The following is a 19,088-nucleotide window of genomic DNA, read 5'->3' as shown; positions in this document are numbered from 1 at the left end:
GTCAGTCCCCGCCGGTGGCGTCCAGCAGCCGGTGCAGCGCCTTGGTGTAGCTCTCGAACGCGGCCCGGCCGGCCGTGGTCAGCCGGACCAGGGTGACCGGCGTGCGGTGCTCGTAGGCCTTGGTGATCTCGACGTACTCGGCGTCCTCGAGCTTGCGCAGGTGGGTCGAGAGGTTGCCGGCCGTCATGTCGAGCAGCTGCTGCAGGCGCGAGAAGGTGATCTGGTCGCCGGGGCGCAGCCCGGCGAGGGCGACGGTGACCCGCAGCCGCGCCTGGGCGTGGATGACCGGGTCGAGCTGGGGCAGTTCGCTCATCGGCCGGACTTCTCGCGGACGAAGTAGACGATCGCGCCGAGCAGGAACCCGCCGCCGCCGCAGACGGTGAGCACCAGGAAGTTGTGCGGGTAGCCCACGAGCACGCTCAGCGCGGCCGACACGATCATCCACGCGCCGAGGCCGTACATCAGCTTGTCCTGCCACACCATGCCGCCCGCCAGGTACATCACGCCGGTGAGCAGCAGCCAGGTGCCCGACCACAGCAGCGACACCTGCTCCGACGACAACGACTGGAACTGCGTCATCCGGATGTCGACGACCATCAGCCCGATCGAGGAGAGCGCCCAGCCGTAGCCGTACATCGCGCCGATCGTGCGGGACGGCCCGCGGATCCCGCGGCCGGACCGGATGCTGGTGTAGGTCGTGTAGGCCATCGCGCCCAGGAACAGCAGCGGGACGACGATGGCACCGGCGACCCAGCCGGGAATCGCGACGCCCGGCTGCACCGTCACGTAGGTGAAACCCCAGCCGACGATCCAGGCGAAGGCCCAGGCCGCCAGCATCCGCGCCGGGCCCCCGCCCAGTTCCCGGCGCGTCCGCTGGTTCTGCCGGGCGATCAGGTTCAGCGACTCCTCGGCCGACATCGGCTCGTCTTCCACCTGGTTCGCCCTCCTCCCGTGCAGACCCCGCAGCACTGCACGGAAGCTAACACGCATCTAGAGCCGCGCCGTGTCCAGCCGGAACCGGCGCAGCACGACCAGCGCCGGCACCACCAGCCAGCCCAGCAGCACGAGCGCCGCCACGAGCATCCCGCCCTGGTGGGCCAGCGGTTCGAGGCCGACCCGGCCGAGCCAGAACGTCGGGAAGAAGTGCGCCACGGTCGCCATCCAGTCCGGGAGCACCCAGAGCGGGATCCACAGGCCGCCGAGCATGCCCAGCGGCATCATCAGCGCGCCGGTGACGGCGCCGACCGTGTCCCCCTTGCCGAACAGGCCGATGGCCAGGCCCAGCACGGCGAACGGGAGCACGCCCAGCCACAGCGACACCAGCACCAGGCCCCACTGCGCGGCGGACATCTCCACGCCCGTCGCCAGCCCGGCGAGGAACAGCACCACGAGGACCGGCAGCGCCACGGCCATCGCCGACAGCACCTTGACCACCAGGTAGCCGGGGCCGCGCATCGGCGTGAGCCGCAGCTGCCGCTGCCAGCCGTCGGTGCGTTCCTGCGCCACCCGCGTCCCGGTGAACAGGGCACCACCGCTGGCGCCGTACGCGGCGAGGTTGATCATGGTCTGGACGTTCGAAGCCAGGCCGTTCGGGGTCACGAGCTTGCCGAAGATCGAGCCGAACAGCAGGAACATGGCCAGCGGCATGCCGATGGTGAAGATGGTGAACTGCGGGCTGCGGACGATCCGCTTGATCTCCAGGCTCAGATACGTCTTGTTCACGCGGCGGCCTCCTCGGCGGTCAGCGCCAGGAAGGCTTCTTCGAGGCCCAGCGCGGTGATTTCGATGTCGGACGCCTGCGGGTGCGCCGCGAGCAGGGCGCGGATCGCGGCGTCGGAGTCGGCGCAGGCGAGCTCGGCGCGGCCACCGCGCAGCTGCACGCTCGTGACGCCGGGCAGGTACGCGAGGTCCGCGTCGGTGGCGCCGGGCACGACGGCCTTGAGCACCCGGCCGGACACCGCGGCCCGAACCTCGGCGACCGGGCCGTCGGCGACGACGACGCCGTGGCGCATCAGCACGACGCGGTCGGCGTAGTCCTCGGCCTCGGCGAGGTAGTGCGTCGCGAACAGCACGGTCCGGCCGCCGGCGGCGAACTCGCGGATGGCGGCCCAGAACGCGCGCCTGCCGTCGACGTCCATCGCCGCGGTGGGCTCGTCGAGCACGAGCAGCTGCGGGTCGCCGGCCAGGGCCAGGGCGAACCGGACGCGCTGGCGCTCCCCGCCGGACAGCTTGCCGCAGCGGCGTTTCACGAGCTTTTCCAAGCCCGCGCGGGCGATCACCTCGGCGGCCGGCAGCGGGTTCTCGTGCGTCGAGACGATCAGGCCGACGATCTCGCCGACGGTGGCGTCCGGCAGCAGCGCGCCGTTCTGCATCATCGCCCCGACGAGCCCCCGGTCGACGGCCGCGCGCGGGGTGCCGCCCGCGACGGTCACCTCCCCCGCGTCCGGCTTGGTCAGGCCGAGCAGCATGTCGACGGTGGTCGACTTGCCCGCGCCGTTCGGCCCGAGCAGCGCGACGACCTCCCCGCGGGCGACTTCGACGGACACCCCGTCGACCGCCGTGACCTGCCCGAACCGCTTGGTGAGGCCGTGGAGCGCGAACGCCGGTCCCCCAGTCATGGCGTCCTCCTTTCGTGGACTTTGTAGCGCAAAGTTGCTGCGCACTTTGTAACACAAAGTCCACGAGGGTTCAAAGCCCCCGGCGCCGGAAAGCACGAAAAACGGGGTGCCGGGCGCTGGGCCCGACACCCCGTTTCCGAGGGTTTTCGCAGGTCAGCCGGCGAACCGCCCAGCGCCTTGAGTGGCCGCGACGTCGGCCTTGGCCGCCGCCGGTGCCGTCGGATCCGGCTGGGGCAGCGGGGCGCACTCGACGTCGGCCCCGCGGCCCGGCTTGCGGGCCGGAAGGGCGCCCGTCGCCAGGTAGTCCGCGATCTTGGTGTCGACGCACGCGTTCTGACGCGGGGTGATCGCGTGGCTGGTGCCGCCCGGCTCGGCGATCAGCGACGCGCCCGGGAAGCGGCTGCGGACCTCGAGGCTGCCCTCGAACGGCGTCGCCGCGTCCAGCGTCTCGTCGATCATCAGCACGCTCGGGACGCCCCGGCCGTCGATCTTCGCCGGCTTCCCGGCCTTCGCGGGCCAATAGAGGCAGGGCGCGTTGAACCAGGCGTTCTGCCAGGTGAAGTACGGCGCCTTGGCGAAGGTCTGCCAGTTGTCGCGCCGCCACTGGTTCCAGCTCTGCGGCCACTGGACGTCGGTGCACTGCACGGCGAGGTAGACCGCGTAGCTGTTGTCGTCGCCGCGGCCACCGAAGGCCTCGAAGAGCGACTTCCAGTTCTGCCAGTCACCCTTGTTCACGAACCGGGACAGCGCGTCGCCCAGCGGCGGCCACCGCAGCTGGTAGTAGCTCGCCTGCTGGATGACGTCGAGGATCTCGTCCGGCCCGATCACGCCGCCGGCCGGGGTGAACGACGTCTTGAGCAGCTGTTCGTTCACCACCCGCTGCACCGCGGCCTGAGTCTTGCCGAGGTGGTAGACGTCGTCGTGCTGGGCGACCCAGCCGAACCAGATCAGGATGTTCCGGTCGAAGGCGACGTCCTGGTTGAGGTTGTCGCCGTACCAGACACCGCGCGGGTCGACCGTCGAGTCGAGCACCATCCGCCGGACGTTCTGCGGGTACAGCGAGCCGTACACCTGACCGAGGTAGGTGCCGTAGGAGTAGCCGTAGAAGTTCAGCTGCTTCTGGCCGAGCGCCTTGCGGAGGGAGTCCATGTCCTTGACCGTGTCGGTCGTCTTCATGTTCTCCAGCAGGGCCCGCGAGTTGTTCTTCGCGCAGGCGTCGGCGTACCCCTTGGCGCGGTTCAGCCAGGTCTTCTCCAGCTGCGGGGTGAACGGCACGTACTGCGGCCGGTTGTAGTCCATGTAGTTCTTGTCGCAGCTCAGCGCGGGCTTGCTGGCCCCGACCCCGCGCGGGTCGAAGCCGATCCAGTCGTAGGCGTCGCCGGCGTGGTTCGGGATCCGGGGCCCGCGGGTGGCCAGCAGCAGGCCGGAACCGCCGGGGCCGCCCGGGTTCGTCAGCATGACGCCCTGGTACTGCGCGTCGGGCACCTTGTGCTTGACGCGGCTGACGGCGAGCTGGACCTGCTCCCCGCCCGGCTTGCGGTAGTCGAGCGGCACGCCGAGGTACCCGCATTCGGCGCCGGCGCCGGACAGCGTGGCGTCGGTGCACGGTCCCCAGGCGATCGATGCCTGTTTCGCGTCCGGCGCGGCACTTGCGGCCGGCGCGGCGTTCGCGGCGGGCGCAACCACGAGCGCGGACGCCACCACCGCCGCGGCGGCGAATACGGCACGTCTCACTGATTTCTCCCTTTTCCGGGCGTCTTCGAGCGGAAGAAACCCTAGCCCCGGCAAGGGGTCCGACGGGACGGCCGAGCACGAACGCCCTACGAAGGGTGGAAATCGGGTGGCGCGGACGTTCCGGGATCCCGTACGGTCGGTTCCATGATCTTCTTCATCCGGCTCCGCCTCGTCTGAGACGGCGTGACCGCCGGGCTCCCCGCCGATCGGGAGAGCCCCTTCACCTGCGCGCCGTCTGGTCTTTCCGGCTTGAAGGAGCACCATGCTGCGCAAACACATCGTCATGGTCGGCTGCACCGCGCCGAGCCACATCTACCCGTCGCTGGGTGTGATCGCCGAACTGGTCCGCCGCGGGCACCGCGTGTCCTACGTCGTCGGGTCGCCGTTGGCGTCGCTGGTCGCGCCGACGGGCGCCGACGTCGTCGAGCACCCGACGATCTTCCCGCTCGGCGAAGCGGCCGTGTGGCCGGAAGAGCCGGCTGAAGCCATGCGCGTCTTCCTCGACGAAGCCATCGCGATCCACCCCGGCCTGATCGAGCGGTTCGACGACGACCGGCCGGATCTCGTGCTGTACGACATCGGCGGGCTGGGCGCGCCGCTGCTGGGGTCGCGGTACGGCGTGCCGGCCGTCCAGCTGTCGCCGACGCTGGTGGCGTGGGAAGGCTACGACGAAGAAATGGCGCCGGTGATGGACCCGATCAAGGCGTCACCGTCCGGTGTGGACTACGCGGCCACGTTGGCGAAGTGGCTGGCGTCCCACGGGGTTTCGGCGGATCCGTGGGAGTGGCTCGGGCACCCGGCGCAGGTGCTTTCGCTGATTCCCCGGGCGATGCAGCCGTCGGCGGACCGGGTGGGACCGCACGTGCGGTTCGTCGGGCCGTGCCTGGATCCGGCGCGGCTGGCCGACCGGTCGTGGACCCCGCCGTCGTCGGGACGTCCGGTGCTGCTCGTGTCGTTCGGGACGGCGTTCAACGACCAGCTTCCGGTCTACCGGGCGTGCGTCGAGGCGTTCGCCGAGGACTGGCACGTGGTGCTGGCGATCGGGAAGCACGTCTCGCCGGCGTCTCTCGGGCCGCTGCCGCCGTCGGTGGAGGTGGCCGAGAGCGTGCCGCAGCTGGCGGTGCTGGAGGCGGCGTCGGCGTTCATCACGCACGCGGGGATGGGCGGAGCGACGGAGGCGCTGTGGTTCGGCGTCCCGACGGTGGCGATTCCCCAGGCGGCGGACCAGTTCGGCAACGCGGCCCAGCTGGAGGCGCTGGGGGTGGGCCGCCACCTGCCGGCCTCCGAGGTGACGGCTTCATCGCTGCGGGAGGCGGTGGATGAGGTGTCGTCGTCGGCTTCGGTGGCTGCGAGGTTGGCGGAGCTGAAGGCGGAGATCCGGGGTCACGGCGGGGTTTCGTTCGCCGCCGATGCCGTGGAGTCCTTTGTGGTCTGAGGCCGCCGCAGCAGGAAGATCCAGTTGTTCGCGATGCCGCCGACGAGGACCACGACCAGCATCGAAGCCAGCACGCCGGCCTCGATGAAGTAGACCTTCGGGTCGGCGAACGGCTCATCCCGCCACCCGGCGGCGCGCCGCGGCGACGGACCAGCCCGGACCGGCTTCGGCCGGGGAGATGGCTCCCCGGCCGAAGCCGCCGGTGCCGCTTGAGCTCCCCTCGGCGGCCCTGGCGGGATTCGCGGCTCGGGCTCGGCAACGGCCGGCTCCGGCACAATCCGCCGCTCAGCCTCCGCAGCAACCCGCTCCGGCTTCGACCCTGGCGCGAACAGCGGCACGGACCCGGCAACGGTCGGCTCCGACGCAATCCGCCGCTCAGCCTCCGCAGCAACCCGCCCCGGCCCCGGCGCCACCTCCGGCGTGATCCGCGGCCCGGCCTCGGCGGCGGCGCCCTCCGGCGCGAGTTCCGGCACCGGCGCGGGCTCGACCGCAACCCGATCCGGCGCCGCCACCCCCGTCCGCGCCTCGGCCTCCGCCGCCCAGGTGACCGCCGCCGCGGAGACCGTCCGGCTGTCGTCCGCCAGGCGGCGGATCTCCTCCGCCGTCCTTGCCCTCACCAGGTCGTTGCCCACCCGGTTCAGGCGCTTCAACCCGTCCAGTGCCGTCATCCGGTCCGAAGCGATCGGGCTCGCCAGCCCGTTCCTCAAGTACTCCGGCGGCTGCCACCTCGGGTTCCGCGCCAGCACGATTCGTCACTCCACATCGGACTGGTGCTTCGGCCGCTGCCGGGGCATCTCCGCCACCAGGTGCCTGGTGAACACGGAGCGGGCCGCCGAGCCCACCACCGCGTCGGCTTCGAACGAATACTGCGTGGCGTCCGAGGCCGTCAGGACCGCGCGGCCGCGGTTCTGGAAGCGCTCCAGCGTGTGCACGTCCGTGCCCGACTTCGCCAGGCGGCCGGTCGGGAACGCGCCGCTGTAGCAGTCCAGCACCAGCACCTTCTGCCGCGAGGGGCAGCCCGCCATCGCGCGGTCGACCAGCTCCGCCGCCAGTACCCTGAACATCAGGCTGTCGCGGCGGGTGTCGGCCATCGCCGCGCCCACCACGTGGTGGGGCTGGTCGACCAGCGTCGTCACCTCGAAGGCCGAGATCGCCGGGTCGCTCAGGACCGCCGCCAGCTCGCGCGCGCGTCCCGCCCGGTGCGGTCAGGCGTCGCAGGGCCGGGTCGGCGTAGGTCTCCGTCGCGATCAGCAGGGCGTGGCGGCTAGCCATGGCGGCGGACGAAGGCGTCGATCAGCTGCTGGCGCTCGGCCGTCGTCGCCCGCTCCAGCTCTACCGTGTCGCCGTCGATCGTCACCTTGATCTTGTGTTTGCCCGCCTGGCGGCCCAGCCACTCGCGCAACGTCTCGACCAGCCCGGGGAACACGCCGCCCGCCGCGCTGAACGCCACCATCAACGAGCCGATCGTCACCGGGTCCGCGGCCTTCGCGCCCGGGGGGAGCTCGCCCGGCACCGGCTGCACGTCCACGTCCAGCCCGCCCAGCTCGGCGCGCAGGCGGCGGGCGAGCAGGTCGAACTCTTCGGCGTCCGCCTCGCCGTCCGCTTCGAGCCGGACCAGGGCCCGGGTGTCCGATTCGGTCATGCGCGCCATGGTCCGCCCGGAACGCGCGGGTGGCAAGCGGCCGATCAGGCGCGGATCTCGTTGAGGTAGTTGTAGATCGTGTAGCGGGTGACGTCGAGGCGGCCGGCCAGGTGGTCGACCGCGTCCTTGATGAGGAAATAACCGGCTTCGTCGAGCTCCCGCACCACGGCCGCCTTGTGGCGCTTCTTCATCAGGTCCACCGGGATGCCCGCCTTCGTCACCGCCCGGTCCACGAGGAACCGCTGCAGGCTGTCGACGTCCGGTGGGAAAGTCTCCGGCTCGCCGTTGCCGCCCGGCGCCGCGGCCTCCTCGACGCTGTTGACGCACAGGCAGCCGACCGCGACCCCGTCGGCGTCCCGCAGGAACAGCGTCGAGGAGCGGATCGGGCGGCCGTCCGGGCCGTGCGTGCGGTAGTTCGTCAGGTCCTGGGTGGTGCCGCGGCGGACCAGGCCGAGCAGCAGGTCGGTCATCGGGCCGCCGACGCTGCGGCCGGTGAGGTCGCCGGCGATGGCGATGATCGAGTCCGGCAGCCGGCTCAGGTCGTGCAGCAGGACTTCGTTGCCCGGGCCGAGCATCGCCGCGAGGCCCGGGATGGCCGGCACCAGCGCGGTGAGCACGTCGTGCGTGGTCGCCCCCGCGGCCGGGACCACCAGGGGTTCGCGCGGCCGCGTCAACGTCTCCAGCGCGGACCGGAGCAGGTCCGCGGCCGCCGCCGGGGTCGAGGCGTGCGGTGACAGCCGGACGTGCTCGGGGCGCACGGTCGCCGCGATCCCGGCGTTCGCCAGCGCCGCGCCGACCTGCTCGGCGGGGTGGCCGGGCAGGGTGAACGCCAGGATCCCCGCGCGGCGGTCGACCGCCGAGACGACTTCGGCGCCGCAGGCGGCCAGGACCTCTTCGAAGGAGGCCAGCCGCTCGGCGATTCGCGCCGCGATGGCACCGACACCGGCCTCCTCGACCAGTTCGAGGGCCTCGGCGAACGCGCCGGAGGTGATCGGGCTGAGGTTGGAGATCGACCAGGCCTGGGCGGTCGCGTCCGGCGGGTGGATCTCGTCGTCGAACAGGCCCGGGTCGCGCGCGCCGGTCCAGCCCGACAGCACCGGGTCCATCCGGTCCAGCGCGCGGTCGGACAGCACCGCGAAGCCGGTCCCCCAGCCCGCACGCAGCCACTTCTGCCCGCCGACGACCAGGACGTCGGCGACCTCCCACGGCTCGTCGACGACGCCGAAGCCCTGGATGCCGTCGACGACCAGCAGCCGGTCGCCGACGACCTCGCGCAGCGCGGCGAGGTCGGCACGGTAGCCGGTGCGGAAGTCGACCGCGCTGACGCTGACCGTCGTGATCTCCGGCGTCAGCGCCGCCGCGACCCGCTCGGGCGTCACGTACCCGCTGGTCAGCCGCCGCACGCGCAGCCGTCCGGCCTGCTCGGCCCGAGCCCACGGGTAGGTGTTGGCCGGGAACTCCGAAGCCGACACGAGCACCTCGCCGGTGCTGTGGAACGCGGCCTGGAACAGGCCGAGGCTGGTGTTGGGCAGCAGCACGGTGTGGTCGGTGTCCGAGCCGGACAGCCGCGCGGCGGCGGCCTTGGCCCGGACCTCCTGCCGCATCAGCTCGTCCACAGTGGACGGACCGGCCGTGGTGGCCTGGTCGAGCAGGGCGGCCGTCGTGTCGAGCACCGCGTGCGAGGGCGGGCCGAACCGGGCGAAGTCGAGGTAGCCGGCGGGCTCGTCGAACTGGAGCAGGTAGCGGGGCGAAATCCTCCTCACGCGAGGATCCTCGCCAGGAACTGCCGGGTGCGGTCGTGCTTCGGCGCGCTCAGGACCTCCGAGGGCGGCCCGGTCTCGACGACGGCGCCGTCGGCCAGGAACACCACCTCGTCGGCCGCCTCCGCGGCGAAGCTCATCTCGTGCGTCACGACGACCATCGTCATCCCCTCCCCCGCCAACGTACTCATGACTTCCAGCACTTCACCGACCAGCTCCGGGTCGAGGGCCGACGTCGGCTCGTCGAACAGCATCAGCTTCGGCTTCATCGCCAGCGACCGCGCGATCGCCACGCGCTGCTGCTGGCCGCCGGACAGCTGCGCCGGGTAGGCGTCGGCGCGGTGCGCCAGCCCGACCCGGTCGAGCAGCTCGAGGCCCTGCTTCCGGGCGTCTTCGGCACGCAGCCCGAGGACCCGGATCGGTCCTTCGACGACGTTCTCCAGGGCCGTCCGGTGCGCGAAGAGGTTGAACCGCTGGAACACCATGCCGATGTCACGCCGCTGGCGCGCCACCTCGCGTTCGCGCAGCTCGTACAGCTTGCCGCCGCGCTGCCGGAAGCCGATCGGCTCGCCGTCGACCCAGATCTGGCCGGCGTCGATGGTCTCGAGGTGGTTGATGCAGCGCAGGAACGTGCTCTTGCCGGCGCCGGACGGGCCGAGCAGGCAGACGACCTGTCCCTTGTGGACGTCCAGGTCGATGCCGCCGAGGACTTCGGTGTGGCCGTAGGATTTCCGGACGCCGACGGCGCGCAGCAGGGGTTCAGACACGGGCACTCCTCACCAGCGGCACGCCGCGCAGCGCCTTGCCCGCGCGGGCGAGCGGGCCGCGGTCGGCCTGGCCGAAGGCGCGTTCCAGGTAGTGCTGGCCGACGCCGGCGACGGTCACCACGACCATGTACCAGACGGCCGCGGCCAGCAGCGTCTCCATCACCAGGAGGTTGTTGGACGAGATGTTGTTGGCCGCGTGGATCAGCTCGGTCACACCGATCACCGACGCCATCGACGTGCCCTTGAGCATGTTGATGAAGTCGTTGCCGGTCGGCGGGATGATCACGCGCATGGCCTGCGGCAGCACGACCCGGCGCAGCGTCGCGGCCGGCGTCATGCCGATCGACTTCGCCGCCTCGGTCTGGCCGCTGTCGACGCTGTTCAGGCCGGCCCGGACGATTTCGGCCATGTACGCGCTTTCGTTGAGCGCCAGGCCAAGGAACGCGGCGGTGAACGCGCTGATCAGGACGTTCGTCTGCTCGTGGACGAGGAACGGGATGTCGATGACCGGGAAGACGAGCGCCAGGTTGTACCAGAGCAGGATCTGCAGCAGCACCGGAAGCCCGCGGAAGATCCAGATGTACCCGGCGGCGAACCACCGGGCGACCGGGTTGGCGCTGCGGCGCAGCAGGGCGATGACGATGCCGAGCACGATCGCGACGGCCTGGGACAGCACGGCGAGGACGACGGTGTTGAGCAGGCCGGTCGCCATCACCTTGTAGAAGACGAAGTCCGGGACCTGGTTCCACTCGATCTGCGCGTTGCCGAGGGCGAGGCCCAGCAGGACGAGCAGCGCGATGATGATCGCGGCGGCGACCCAGCGGCCCCAGTGCCGCAGGCGGACGATCGGCAGTGGTTCAGGAGCCGCCATTGATGGCAGCCTCCTTGATCGCGCCCTGCTCGACGCCCCAGGCCTGCAGGATCTTGCCGTAGGTGCCGTCGGCGATCAGGGCCTGGAGCGCCTTCTGCACGGAGTCGCGCAGCGCGGTGTTGGCCTTGTTGACGCCGATGCCGTACGGGCCGCCGTCGATCGGCTCGCCGGGGACGACCTCGAAGAACTTGCCGTCACCGGCCGTCCGCGAGATGTAGACGGCGCTGGGGAGGTCGTTGAGGATCGCCTGCACGCGGCCGGTGCGCAGCTGGTTCTGGTTCTGGTTGTCGCTGTCGGTCGCGGTGACGTTCACGGCGGGCTTCCCGGCCTGCGTGCACTTCGTGCTCTGCTCGGCGGCGAACTTCTGGTGGCTGGTGCCCTGCACGACGGCGACGTTCTTGCCGCAGAGGGTGTCCGGGCCGGTGATGCCGTCGGGGTTGCCCTTGCGGATCATGATCGTGATGCCGGACGTGAAGTAGTCGACGAAGTCGATCTGCTGCTGGCGGGCCTTGGTGTCGTTCATGCCGGCCATGGTGAGGTCGATGCGGCCGGACTGGAGGCTGGTGATGAGCGAGCCGAACGCCATGTCCTGGTGCGTGACGGCGACGCCGAGCTTGGCCGCGATGGCCTTCGCGAGGTCGACCTCGTAGCCGATCGGGGTCTTGCCGTCGGCGGCGTAGAAGTTGTTCGGCGCGGACTGCAGGTTCGAGGCAAGGTGCAGGCCGGCCTGCTTGACGGTGTCCGGGAGAGCGGCGTTGAGCTGGGCGTCCTTCTGCACGCCCTGGACGATCGCCGCGGTGTCCGGGATGCCGGACGCGGGTGCGCCGGCGGCCTGCGACGTCCCGCCCGCGCCGTCCGGGCCGCCACCACAAGCCGTCACCAGCACGGCGACGCTCGCCAGCAACACCGCCTGCACGGTACGAGAACGGGACATAACGGACCTCCACTGTTCGGCTGGCTGGCACGCTACAACTCGTTGTTGAAGAGGTCAACTGTCTGTTGAAATCCTGGCCGGTGCTAGCTTCGCGGACATGAGCCTGCGGATCGGCATCCTGGGGGCGGCTCGCATCGCGCCCGCGGCCTTGGTCAAGCCTGCTTCTGCCGTTTCCCCGGTGTCGGTGACCGCGGTCGCGGCTCGGTCCCCGGAACGCGCGCAAGCGTTTGCGTCCAGGCACGGGATTCCCCGGGTGTTCGCTTCGTACGAGGATCTCCTGGCCGATCCGGACATCGACGCGGTGTACAACCCGCTGCCGAACGGCCTGCACGGCCGCTGGACGCGAGCGGCCCTGGAGGCGGGGAAGCACGTCCTGTGCGAAAAGCCGTTCACGGCGAACGCGGCCGAGGCCCGGGAGATCGCCGAGCTGGCTTCGGCGTCGGACCGGGTGGTGATGGAGGCGTTCCACTACCGGTACCACCCGCTGGCGCTGCGGGTGGAGGAGATCGTGGCCGCGGGCGAGCTGGGTCCGCTGCAGCGGGTCGAGACAGCGGTGTGTTTCCCGCTGCCGAAGTTCTCGGACATCCGCTACGACTACGGACTGGCGGGCGGGGCCACGATGGACGCGGGCTGCTACGCGGTCCACATGGCACGCCTGTTCGGCGGCGAAACGCCGACGGTGGTGTCGGCCACGGCCCGGCTGCGGTCGCCGCAGGTGGACCGCGCGATGACGGCGGAGCTGGCGTACCCCTCGGGCCACACGGGCCGGATCAAGTGCTCGATGTGGTCGTCATCGGTGTTAAAGATCAGCGCTTCGGTGACCGGCTCCCGTGGGTCGATCCGGGTGGTCAACCCGCTGATGCCCCAGGCGTACCACCGTTTCACGGTGGAGATCGACGGGGTGAAGCGCACGGAGAAGTTCCCCCGCCGGGCAACGTACGCGTACCAGCTGGACGCCTTCGCGGCGGCGGTGCTGGAGGGCGCCCCGGTGAAGACCTCGGCGGCGGACGCGGTGGAGACGATGACGGTGATCGACGAGATCTACCGGGCGGCCGGCTTGCCGCTGCGCGAGCCGAGCTGAGCCCGGACCTCTCCGAGCGCGAAGCCCAGGAGGTTGAGCCCCCGCCACGTACGCGGGTTCCCGGTGCTCGGATCGTCCGCCGCCAGGCCGATGCCCCACACCCGGTCCACCGGGCTCGCCTCCACGAGCACGCGTTCGCCGGTTCCGGCCAAGTAGCGCCCCAGCTCCGGATGCTGGGCGAACTTCGCCGCGTTCCCCTCGACCACGATCCGGTACCGGTGGGCGACCCACGTTTCCTCGTCGAAGCGACGTACCCGGCGACCGAAATCCTTGGCCTGCTTGGGGTGCACCGCCGTGAGCACCTGGGCGGCCACCTCGTCGTCGCCGAAGAGCTTCGCCTTGCGCCACATCATGTAGTGCTCGGCCGTCGCGTAGCGGACCTCGTCGATCTCGAACGGCGCCGGCCACCACTGGCTGAAACACCCCGCGCCCACCCCGCCGCCGCGGGGTGGCCGGTGCCCCCAGAAGTACACGTACTTGAACCGCCGGCCCGCGTCGAGCGCGCGGGTCAGCTCTTCGACACTCCGGGGTTGGCGAACCATGCCACCAGTTTCACGCACGAACCGGCCGCCCCGCACCCGAAATAGCGCGAGACGGCCGGCACGCTCCTACGCGGCCACGTAGTTGCCGCTCAAAATCAACAGCACCTGAACCGTGATCCCGGTCCCGTAGTAATCCGTCGCATCGGGCGACCAGGACGAGACCGCCGTCCACAGCTTGTCCAGCCAGGCCTGGCTACCCGGGTCCGTCATCGCCGCCACCGCGAACGGTGCCGTGAAGCACGGGTGCTGCCCGCTTTCCGTCTTCGACCCCGACAGCGAATACCCGCTCTGGATCTTCGCCGGGTCCCCGCCCGTCGCCGACTTGATCCACGCGTTCATCTTGCGGACCTGGCCCGCCGCCGCGCTTCCGGAGGCCGAGATCGCGTCCGCACCCAGGCGCCACGGGTCGCGGCAGGCGTTCCAGCTGTACTTGCCGTCGTACGGCCCCTCCAGGAAGTTCGACGGCGCCGGCTTGGGCGTCGAGTTCGTGTTGACCACGAAGTCCGGCAGCAGTCCCGTGTTCGGCGCGTACGACGACTGCAGCTGGGTCACCGCCGTCTCCGAACGGGTGCGGACCGACGTCCAGAAGCTGTCCCCGGTCGCCGCCGCGAAGGCTCGGAGGTGGCCCGGCATCCAGTCCGACGAACGGGAGCTGTTCTTGTACTCCGCGTCGTTGCCCCAGTCGCCCAGCAAGGTGAACTTCGTGGTGCCGTTGACCTCGCTCTTCTTGATCGCGTTGATGATCCGGACGGCTTCGGCCTTGTAGTTCACCGCGCCGCCGCTGCCCCACTTCTTGTCCGCGATCAGCAGGCCGTAGGCGATTTCGAGGTCGCCGTCGGTGGCCGAATCGCTGCCGTTGACGCTCTTGCAGTTCGAGTCCTGCTCGGCCGCGTGGAGGTCCTTGTTGTTGACCGACGGGTGCGCCTTCACGAACTTCAGGATCCCGTCGACGATCGCGCGTGCCTGCGGGTCCTTCTCCGCCATCATCGCCGAGATCGTCATGCCGTACCCCTCGCCCTCGGCGACGAAGGAGTGGTCGGCGTCCTTGGACAGCACCGCGTACGTGCCGCTGCCGCACTTGGTGGTCAGGAAGTTCTTCTTCCAGAAGTCGTAGTACTTCTGCAGGGCCGCGTCCTGCGTGGCCTGTGACACCGACGGCCGCAGCGTTCCCGGCACGTACGGCGTGCCGGCCGCGGACGCGGACGTGGGCACGCTCAGCAGCCCCGCGGCCAGCGCGGCCGAAACCACCGCCGCCCGGACGACTCTCTTCATGGCTCCTCCGTTAAGACATCGTTGGCTGCGGCGAGGTGGTTCGAAGCGTGACAGAAGGTTCAAGACCAGGTCAAGAGTGTTAGGAAACTTTCCTTACTATTACCCTGAGTGGATCCGCACGCGCCCACCCCACCCGGACGGACTAGCGTGGACGTCATGACGATCGACCTCGACGGCCGCGGGCCGGACTTCCGCGCGTTCTGGACCGAGCGCCACCTGGCCACGCTGACCACGGTCCGGCCGGACGGCACCCCGCACGTCGTCGCGGTCGGCGTCACCGTCGACTTCGAGGCCGGCCTCGCCCGGGTGATCACCTTCGCCCCGTCGGTCAAGGCCCGGCTCGTGCGCGCCGCGGGCGCGGACGGGATCCCGGTCGCGGTCTGCCAGCTCGACGGCCCGCGTTGGTCCACTTTGGAGGGACGTGCGGTGCTGCGCGAGGACCCGGAATCGGTGCGCGACGCCGAAAACCGGTACGCCGCCCGCTACCGGCAGCCCAAGCCGAACCCGCAGCGGGTGGTCATCGAGATCACCGTCACCCGCGTGCTCGGCAACGCCTGATCCGCGGACTTCGCAGCGAACCCGAACCCAGCTCTAACCGCCGTCCGCGCGGGAGTGCACCAGCCGGGTGTACTCCGCGAGCAGCTCCGTCAGCTCGCCGTGCTCCCCCGCCGACGCCAGTTGCTGGTGCCCCACCAGCATCGCCATCCCGAGTGACGTCAGCGTCCGGGCCAGCCCCCGGTCGCCGACGATCCCCTCGACCGCCTTGCCGACCGTCCGCAGCCGGGCGTCGTCGACGCGCTTCTGCACCGCGCGCACGGTTTCGTCGTTCCGCGCCCACGCGCGGATGGCGGCCTCGGCCTCGTGCGGCAGCCCGAGGGTGAGGTCCATCAGCGCCGCGAAGTCGGCCGCCGGGCCGCCGGTGCCGAACTTGCGCTCGCGCAGGATGCGCACCTGGCGGTTCTCCCAGTGGTCCAGCAGCTGCGCCACGAAGCCCGGCCAGCCGCCGAAGTGGTGGTAGAACGACCCGCTCGTGACGCCGAGGCCGCGGCACAGCGCGCCGACGTTCAGCTCGGTGAACCCGTGCCGCGCCAGCACGTCCAGCGCGGCCTCGAAGTACCGGTGCCGGGTGACCGGCGGCATCAGACGTTCCGGTCCCGGTCCCGCCAGTAGGGTTCCCGCAGCGAACGCTTGAGGATCTTGCCGGTGGCGTTGCGCGGCAACGCGGCCACGACGTCGACGCTGCGCGGGCACTTGTAGTGGGCCAGCCGCTCGCGGCAGAACTCCACGATCTTCTCGGCGTCGAGCTGCTCGCCGGCCACGACGGCCTTGACCTGCTCGCCCCAGCGGTCGTCCGGGATGCCGATCACGGCCACCTCGGCGACGCCGGGGAACTCCGCCACCACGCGCTCGACCTCGGGCGAGTAGACGTTCTCGCCGCCGGTGATGATCATGTCCTTGACGCGGTCCTCGAGGAACAGGAACCCGCCGTCGTCCAGGCGCCCGACGTCGCCGGTGCGGACCCAGCCGTCCACAATGGTCTCCGCGGTCGCTTCGGGCTTGCCGAGGTAGCCCGCCATCCGCTGCTCGGTGCGCACCCACACCTCGCCGACTTCGGCGTCCTCGGCCGTGACCGGGTCGACGATCCGGAGGTCCACTCCGGACAGTGCGGTACCCGCCGAAGCCAGCCGTTCGGGGCGGGACGCGTCGCGGTGCGCCTCCGGGTCGAGGGCGGTGACCGCGCCGGACAGCTCGGTCATGCCGTAGACCTGCGCGAACTTGACCTCCGGCCAAGCCGCGAGCACTGTGCGCAGCAACGGGAGCGGCATCGGCGAGGCGCCGTAGCAGAGGTACTTCAGCCGGGAGAACGCCTGGAGCGCGGCCTCGCCGGCCTGGGCGATCCCGGCCACGACGGCGGGCACCAGGAAGGCGTGCGTGATCCCGGCCTGCAGCGCCGCGAACAGCGACGCGGCGTCCGGCTCGCGGGTCAGGTACGACGGTTCGCCGTACAGGAAACCGGAGACCGCGTAGCAGCTGCCGCCGACGTGGAACAGCGGCATCGCGACCAGGTTGACGTCGCCCGGGCCGATCGGGAACGCGGTCCCGGCGGCCAGGCCGTGCGCGAGGACGCTGCGGTGGGTCAGCACCGCGCCCTTCGGGAAGCCGGTGGTGCCGCTGGTGTACATGACGAGCACGCCGTCGTCGGTGCCGACGTCGCTGCCGGCGTGCGGCGCGGCGGAAGTCAGGAAGGCCTCGTACTCGTCGGCGTCCCCGCCGACGACGACCACCCGTTCCACCGCGGGCAGCCGGTCGCGGATCGCGTCGAGGGCGGGCCGCAGTTCGGCGCCGACGAAGACGACCTTCGCACCCGCGTCCGCCAGGACGTAGGCGAGTTCATCGCCGGACAGCCGCCAGTTCACCACGGCGTTGGCCGCACCGAGCCCGGCCGCCGCGAAGGTCGTCTCCAGGCACGCGGGGTGGTTCTTGTCGACGAACGCGACCCGGTCGCCCCGGGCGACGCCGGCGGCCGCGAGGGCGCCGGACAGCCGCCGGACCCGCTCGTCGAACTCCGCCCACGTCCACGTCCGGTCGCCGAAGATCAGCGCCGGGTCCGAGGGACGCTCGCGTGCCCAGTGCGCCAGGAGCTCGCCGAACAACCGGACCCGGGGGCGGACGTCTTCGGGCATGGGAGCCCCCTTCGGGCCGGCGCTGGACCATAGACCGGTCTATGGTGCGCCGCGGCGCGGCGGGCGTCAATACCGGTCAGCGGAACCTTTTTTGACCGTGATGTCGGAATATCACATGCTGTACATGATGTATGACGACGGCGATCGAGGAGGCTTCGGATGGCGAGCACCCGGCGTGGGTTCCTGAAGGCCGCGGGCGCGGCGGGCGGGCTGCTGGCCGCGGGCGCGGTGTTCGGCCCGGCGAGCGCGCACGCGGACCCCGGCGACCCGTGGGCGCGCGTACCGGCGATCCTCGGCCGGATCACGCCGCCGGTGTTCCCGGACCGCGTCTTCGACATCCGGTCCTACGGCGCGGTCGGCGACAACACGACCGACTGCACCCCGGCGTTCGAAGCGGCGATCGCCGCGTGCCACGCCGCCGGGGGCGGGCGCGTGCTGGTCCCCGCGGGGAAGTTCCGCACGGGCAAGATCCACCTCCGGTCCCGGGTGGAGCTGCACGTGCTCGGCACGATCCGCTTCCGCAGCGACGCCGCGTCCTACCTGCCGGTGGTGTTCACGCGCTGGCAGGGCATCGAGTGTCACAACTACTCGCCGTTCCTCTACGCGATCGACGAGACCGACGTCGCCGTCACCGGCTCCGGCACGATCGACGGCAACGCCGCGGCCGGACCCTGGTTCGACTTCGACGGCAAGCGCGGCCCGGACTGGGACCGGCTCCAGCAGCAGGCGGCCGACGGCGTACCGGTGGCGCAGCGGGTGTTCGGCGACAAGCACTTCCTCAAGCCGAACCTGATCCAGTTCTACCGGTGCCGCAACGTCCTGGTCGAGGGCGTCGCGCTGCGCAACCCGGCGATGTGGACGGTGCACCCGGTGCTGTGCCGCAACGTGACGGTCCGGAACGTGACGGTCTACTCCCGCGGCGCGATGGTCGACGGCGTCGACCCGGAGAGCTGCGCGGACGTGCACATCCACGGCTGTTCCTTCGACACCGGCGACGACGGCACGGTGATCAAGTCCGGCCGCGACACCGACGGCCGCCGCATCGGCGTGCCGAGCGAGGACATCGTCATCGAGGACAACGACTACTTCGGCCGCTGGGGCGCGATCACCGTCGGCAGCGAGATGTCCGGCGGCGTCCGCAACGTTTTCGCGCAGGACAACCGGATCCACGCCGGGTCGTCGTACAAGTCGTTCTACGGCGTGTACGTCAAGACGAACCCGCGGCGCGGCGGCGTGGTCTCGGACATCCACGTCCGGCGCCTGACCGGCGGCCCGGTCGACCGCGGCGCGATTTACGTCGACATGAACTACAGCCTCACCGGCCCGGGCTACGGCCCGATCGTCCAGCCGGTGATCCGCGACCTCGACCTGCGCGACCTCCACCTCGACGACTCCCCGTTCGCGCTGAAGATCAGCGGCGCCGCGGAGAGCCCGCTGACGGGGTTCCGCTTGGCGGACAGCACGTTCACGAGGATCGACACGCCGGCGCCGCAGATCACGAACGCGCGGGACGTGACCCTCTCGAACGTGACGGTGAACGGAAAGCCGGTCTAGGTGGTAGGCGCCCGGTTTGGCGTAGCGGGTGGCCGGGTCGCGGAACTGACCTGGCGGTGATCCGGCCACCGCCTGCCGCCGCCTTGCACCGGCGGCAACAGCGGCTCGATCACCGCCCACGCCTCATCCGTCAACTCACCGCGACCCACCACCGGACACGACAACCAAAGACCCAGCTCCACCACCTACGGGAA

General features: G+C 71.0%; 20 protein-coding genes. 4 read left to right on the top strand and 16 right to left on the bottom strand.

The genetic code is table 11. From position 1 onward, the window contains the following. Position 1: 1 nt before the first annotated feature. The 5 genes from H5965_RS38815 to H5965_RS38795 all read right to left on the bottom strand — a co-directional run bounded on the left by H5965_RS38815 (position 2) and on the right by H5965_RS38795 (position 4,352). The gene (locus H5965_RS38815) at positions 2–313 is read right to left on the bottom strand and encodes a transcriptional regulator (RefSeq protein ID WP_310976034.1); all 312 of its coding nucleotides are present in this window, start codon (positions 311–313) and stop codon (positions 2–4) included. Continuing rightward, entirely contained in the window at positions 310–933 is a 624-nt protein-coding gene (locus H5965_RS38810) for a hypothetical protein (RefSeq protein ID WP_310976033.1), read from the bottom strand. Before H5965_RS38810 ends, H5965_RS38815 begins: the two co-directional genes overlap by 4 nt. Before the next feature lie 57 nt (positions 934–990). Continuing rightward, the gene (locus H5965_RS38805) at positions 991–1,722 is read right to left on the bottom strand and encodes an ABC transporter permease (protein ID WP_310976032.1); all 732 of its coding nucleotides are present in this window, start codon (positions 1,720–1,722) and stop codon (positions 991–993) included. Next, positions 1,719–2,618, bottom strand: coding sequence for an ABC transporter ATP-binding protein (locus H5965_RS38800; protein WP_310976031.1), 900 nt, complete (start codon positions 2,616–2,618; stop codon positions 1,719–1,721). Before H5965_RS38800 ends, H5965_RS38805 begins: the two co-directional genes overlap by 4 nt. Before the next feature lie 153 nt (positions 2,619–2,771). After that, positions 2,772–4,352: an alpha/beta hydrolase gene (locus H5965_RS38795; RefSeq protein WP_310976030.1), complete on the bottom strand. Its 1,581-nt coding sequence runs from the start codon at positions 4,350–4,352 to the stop codon at positions 2,772–2,774. A gap of 262 nt (positions 4,353–4,614) precedes the next feature. Between H5965_RS38795 and H5965_RS38790 the strand changes: the two genes are divergently transcribed. Next, complete coding sequence (locus H5965_RS38790) at positions 4,615–5,787, top strand: macrolide family glycosyltransferase (protein ID WP_310976029.1); 1,173 nt, start codon at positions 4,615–4,617, stop codon at positions 5,785–5,787. On the opposite strand, the gene H5965_RS38785 is transcribed toward H5965_RS38790, so the two are convergent. The 7 genes from H5965_RS38785 to H5965_RS38755 form a co-directional block, all read right to left on the bottom strand. Beyond that, complete coding sequence (locus tag H5965_RS38785) at positions 5,736–6,533, bottom strand: hypothetical protein (RefSeq protein WP_310976028.1); 798 nt, start codon at positions 6,531–6,533, stop codon at positions 5,736–5,738. The genes H5965_RS38790 and H5965_RS38785 overlap by 52 nt on opposite strands. Before the next feature lie 6 nt (positions 6,534–6,539). Continuing rightward, complete coding sequence (locus tag H5965_RS38780) at positions 6,540–6,923, bottom strand: hypothetical protein (protein WP_310976027.1); 384 nt, start codon at positions 6,921–6,923, stop codon at positions 6,540–6,542. Positions 6,924–7,051: 128 nt separating this feature from the next. Continuing rightward, entirely contained in the window at positions 7,052–7,429 is a 378-nt protein-coding gene (locus H5965_RS38775) for an effector-associated constant component EACC1 (protein ID WP_310976026.1), read from the bottom strand. 44 nt (positions 7,430–7,473) lie between these two features. Next, on the bottom strand, positions 7,474–9,192 hold the full coding sequence (locus H5965_RS38770) for an aminotransferase class V-fold PLP-dependent enzyme (RefSeq protein WP_310976025.1): 1,719 nt from the start codon (positions 9,190–9,192) through the stop codon (positions 7,474–7,476). Continuing rightward, positions 9,189–9,956, bottom strand: coding sequence for an amino acid ABC transporter ATP-binding protein (locus H5965_RS38765; protein ID WP_310976024.1), 768 nt, complete (start codon positions 9,954–9,956; stop codon positions 9,189–9,191). Before H5965_RS38765 ends, H5965_RS38770 begins: the two co-directional genes overlap by 4 nt. Further along, a complete protein-coding gene (locus tag H5965_RS38760; protein ID WP_310976023.1) occupies positions 9,949–10,827 on the bottom strand; it encodes an amino acid ABC transporter permease in 879 nt (292 codons plus the stop codon). Before H5965_RS38760 ends, H5965_RS38765 begins: the two co-directional genes overlap by 8 nt. After that, positions 10,814–11,761, bottom strand: coding sequence for an ABC transporter substrate-binding protein (locus H5965_RS38755; protein WP_310976022.1), 948 nt, complete (start codon positions 11,759–11,761; stop codon positions 10,814–10,816). Before H5965_RS38755 ends, H5965_RS38760 begins: the two co-directional genes overlap by 14 nt. Positions 11,762–11,858: 97 nt before the next feature. On the opposite strand from H5965_RS38755, the gene H5965_RS38750 reads away from it, so the two are divergent. Continuing rightward, a complete protein-coding gene (locus H5965_RS38750) occupies positions 11,859–12,842 on the top strand; it encodes a Gfo/Idh/MocA family oxidoreductase (RefSeq protein ID WP_310976021.1) in 984 nt (327 codons plus the stop codon). Here H5965_RS38750 and H5965_RS38745 read toward each other — a convergent pair. Together H5965_RS38745 and H5965_RS38740 are read right to left on the bottom strand one after the other, a co-directional pair. Continuing rightward, positions 12,803–13,384 carry an NADAR family protein gene (locus H5965_RS38745; RefSeq protein WP_310976020.1) on the bottom strand — a complete coding sequence of 194 codons (582 nt, stop codon included), beginning with the start codon at positions 13,382–13,384 and terminating at the stop codon, positions 12,803–12,805. The genes H5965_RS38750 and H5965_RS38745 overlap by 40 nt on opposite strands. A 66-nt stretch (positions 13,385–13,450) precedes the next feature. Then, on the bottom strand, positions 13,451–14,656 hold the full coding sequence (locus H5965_RS38740) for a glycosyl hydrolase family 8 (RefSeq protein WP_310976019.1): 1,206 nt from the start codon (positions 14,654–14,656) through the stop codon (positions 13,451–13,453). Between the two features lie 156 nt (positions 14,657–14,812). Here H5965_RS38740 and H5965_RS38735 point away from each other — a divergent pair, with 156 nt between their 5' ends. Further along, entirely contained in the window at positions 14,813–15,214 is a 402-nt protein-coding gene (locus H5965_RS38735) for a PPOX class F420-dependent oxidoreductase (protein ID WP_310976018.1), read from the top strand. Between the two features lie 33 nt (positions 15,215–15,247). On the opposite strand, the gene H5965_RS38730 is transcribed toward H5965_RS38735, so the two are convergent. Next, on the bottom strand, positions 15,248–15,796 hold the full coding sequence (locus H5965_RS38730; protein ID WP_310976017.1) for a TetR/AcrR family transcriptional regulator: 549 nt from the start codon (positions 15,794–15,796) through the stop codon (positions 15,248–15,250). Then, positions 15,796–17,340 carry a long-chain fatty acid--CoA ligase gene (locus H5965_RS38725; RefSeq protein WP_310976016.1) on the bottom strand — a complete coding sequence of 515 codons (1,545 nt, stop codon included), beginning with the start codon at positions 17,338–17,340 and terminating at the stop codon, positions 15,796–15,798. Before H5965_RS38725 ends, H5965_RS38730 begins: the two co-directional genes overlap by 1 nt. Before the next feature lie 159 nt (positions 17,341–17,499). Here H5965_RS38725 and H5965_RS38720 point away from each other — a divergent pair, with 159 nt between their 5' ends. After that, a complete protein-coding gene (locus tag H5965_RS38720) occupies positions 17,500–18,894 on the top strand; it encodes a glycoside hydrolase family 28 protein (protein WP_310976015.1) in 1,395 nt (464 codons plus the stop codon). The last annotated feature ends 194 nt before the right edge of the window (positions 18,895–19,088 follow it).

It is taken from the genome of Amycolatopsis sp. 505 (genome assembly GCF_031625235.1).
In the GTDB taxonomy this organism is placed as follows: domain Bacteria; phylum Actinomycetota; class Actinomycetes; order Mycobacteriales; family Pseudonocardiaceae; genus Amycolatopsis.
This window is presented reverse-complemented; position numbering and strand designations above follow the sequence as displayed.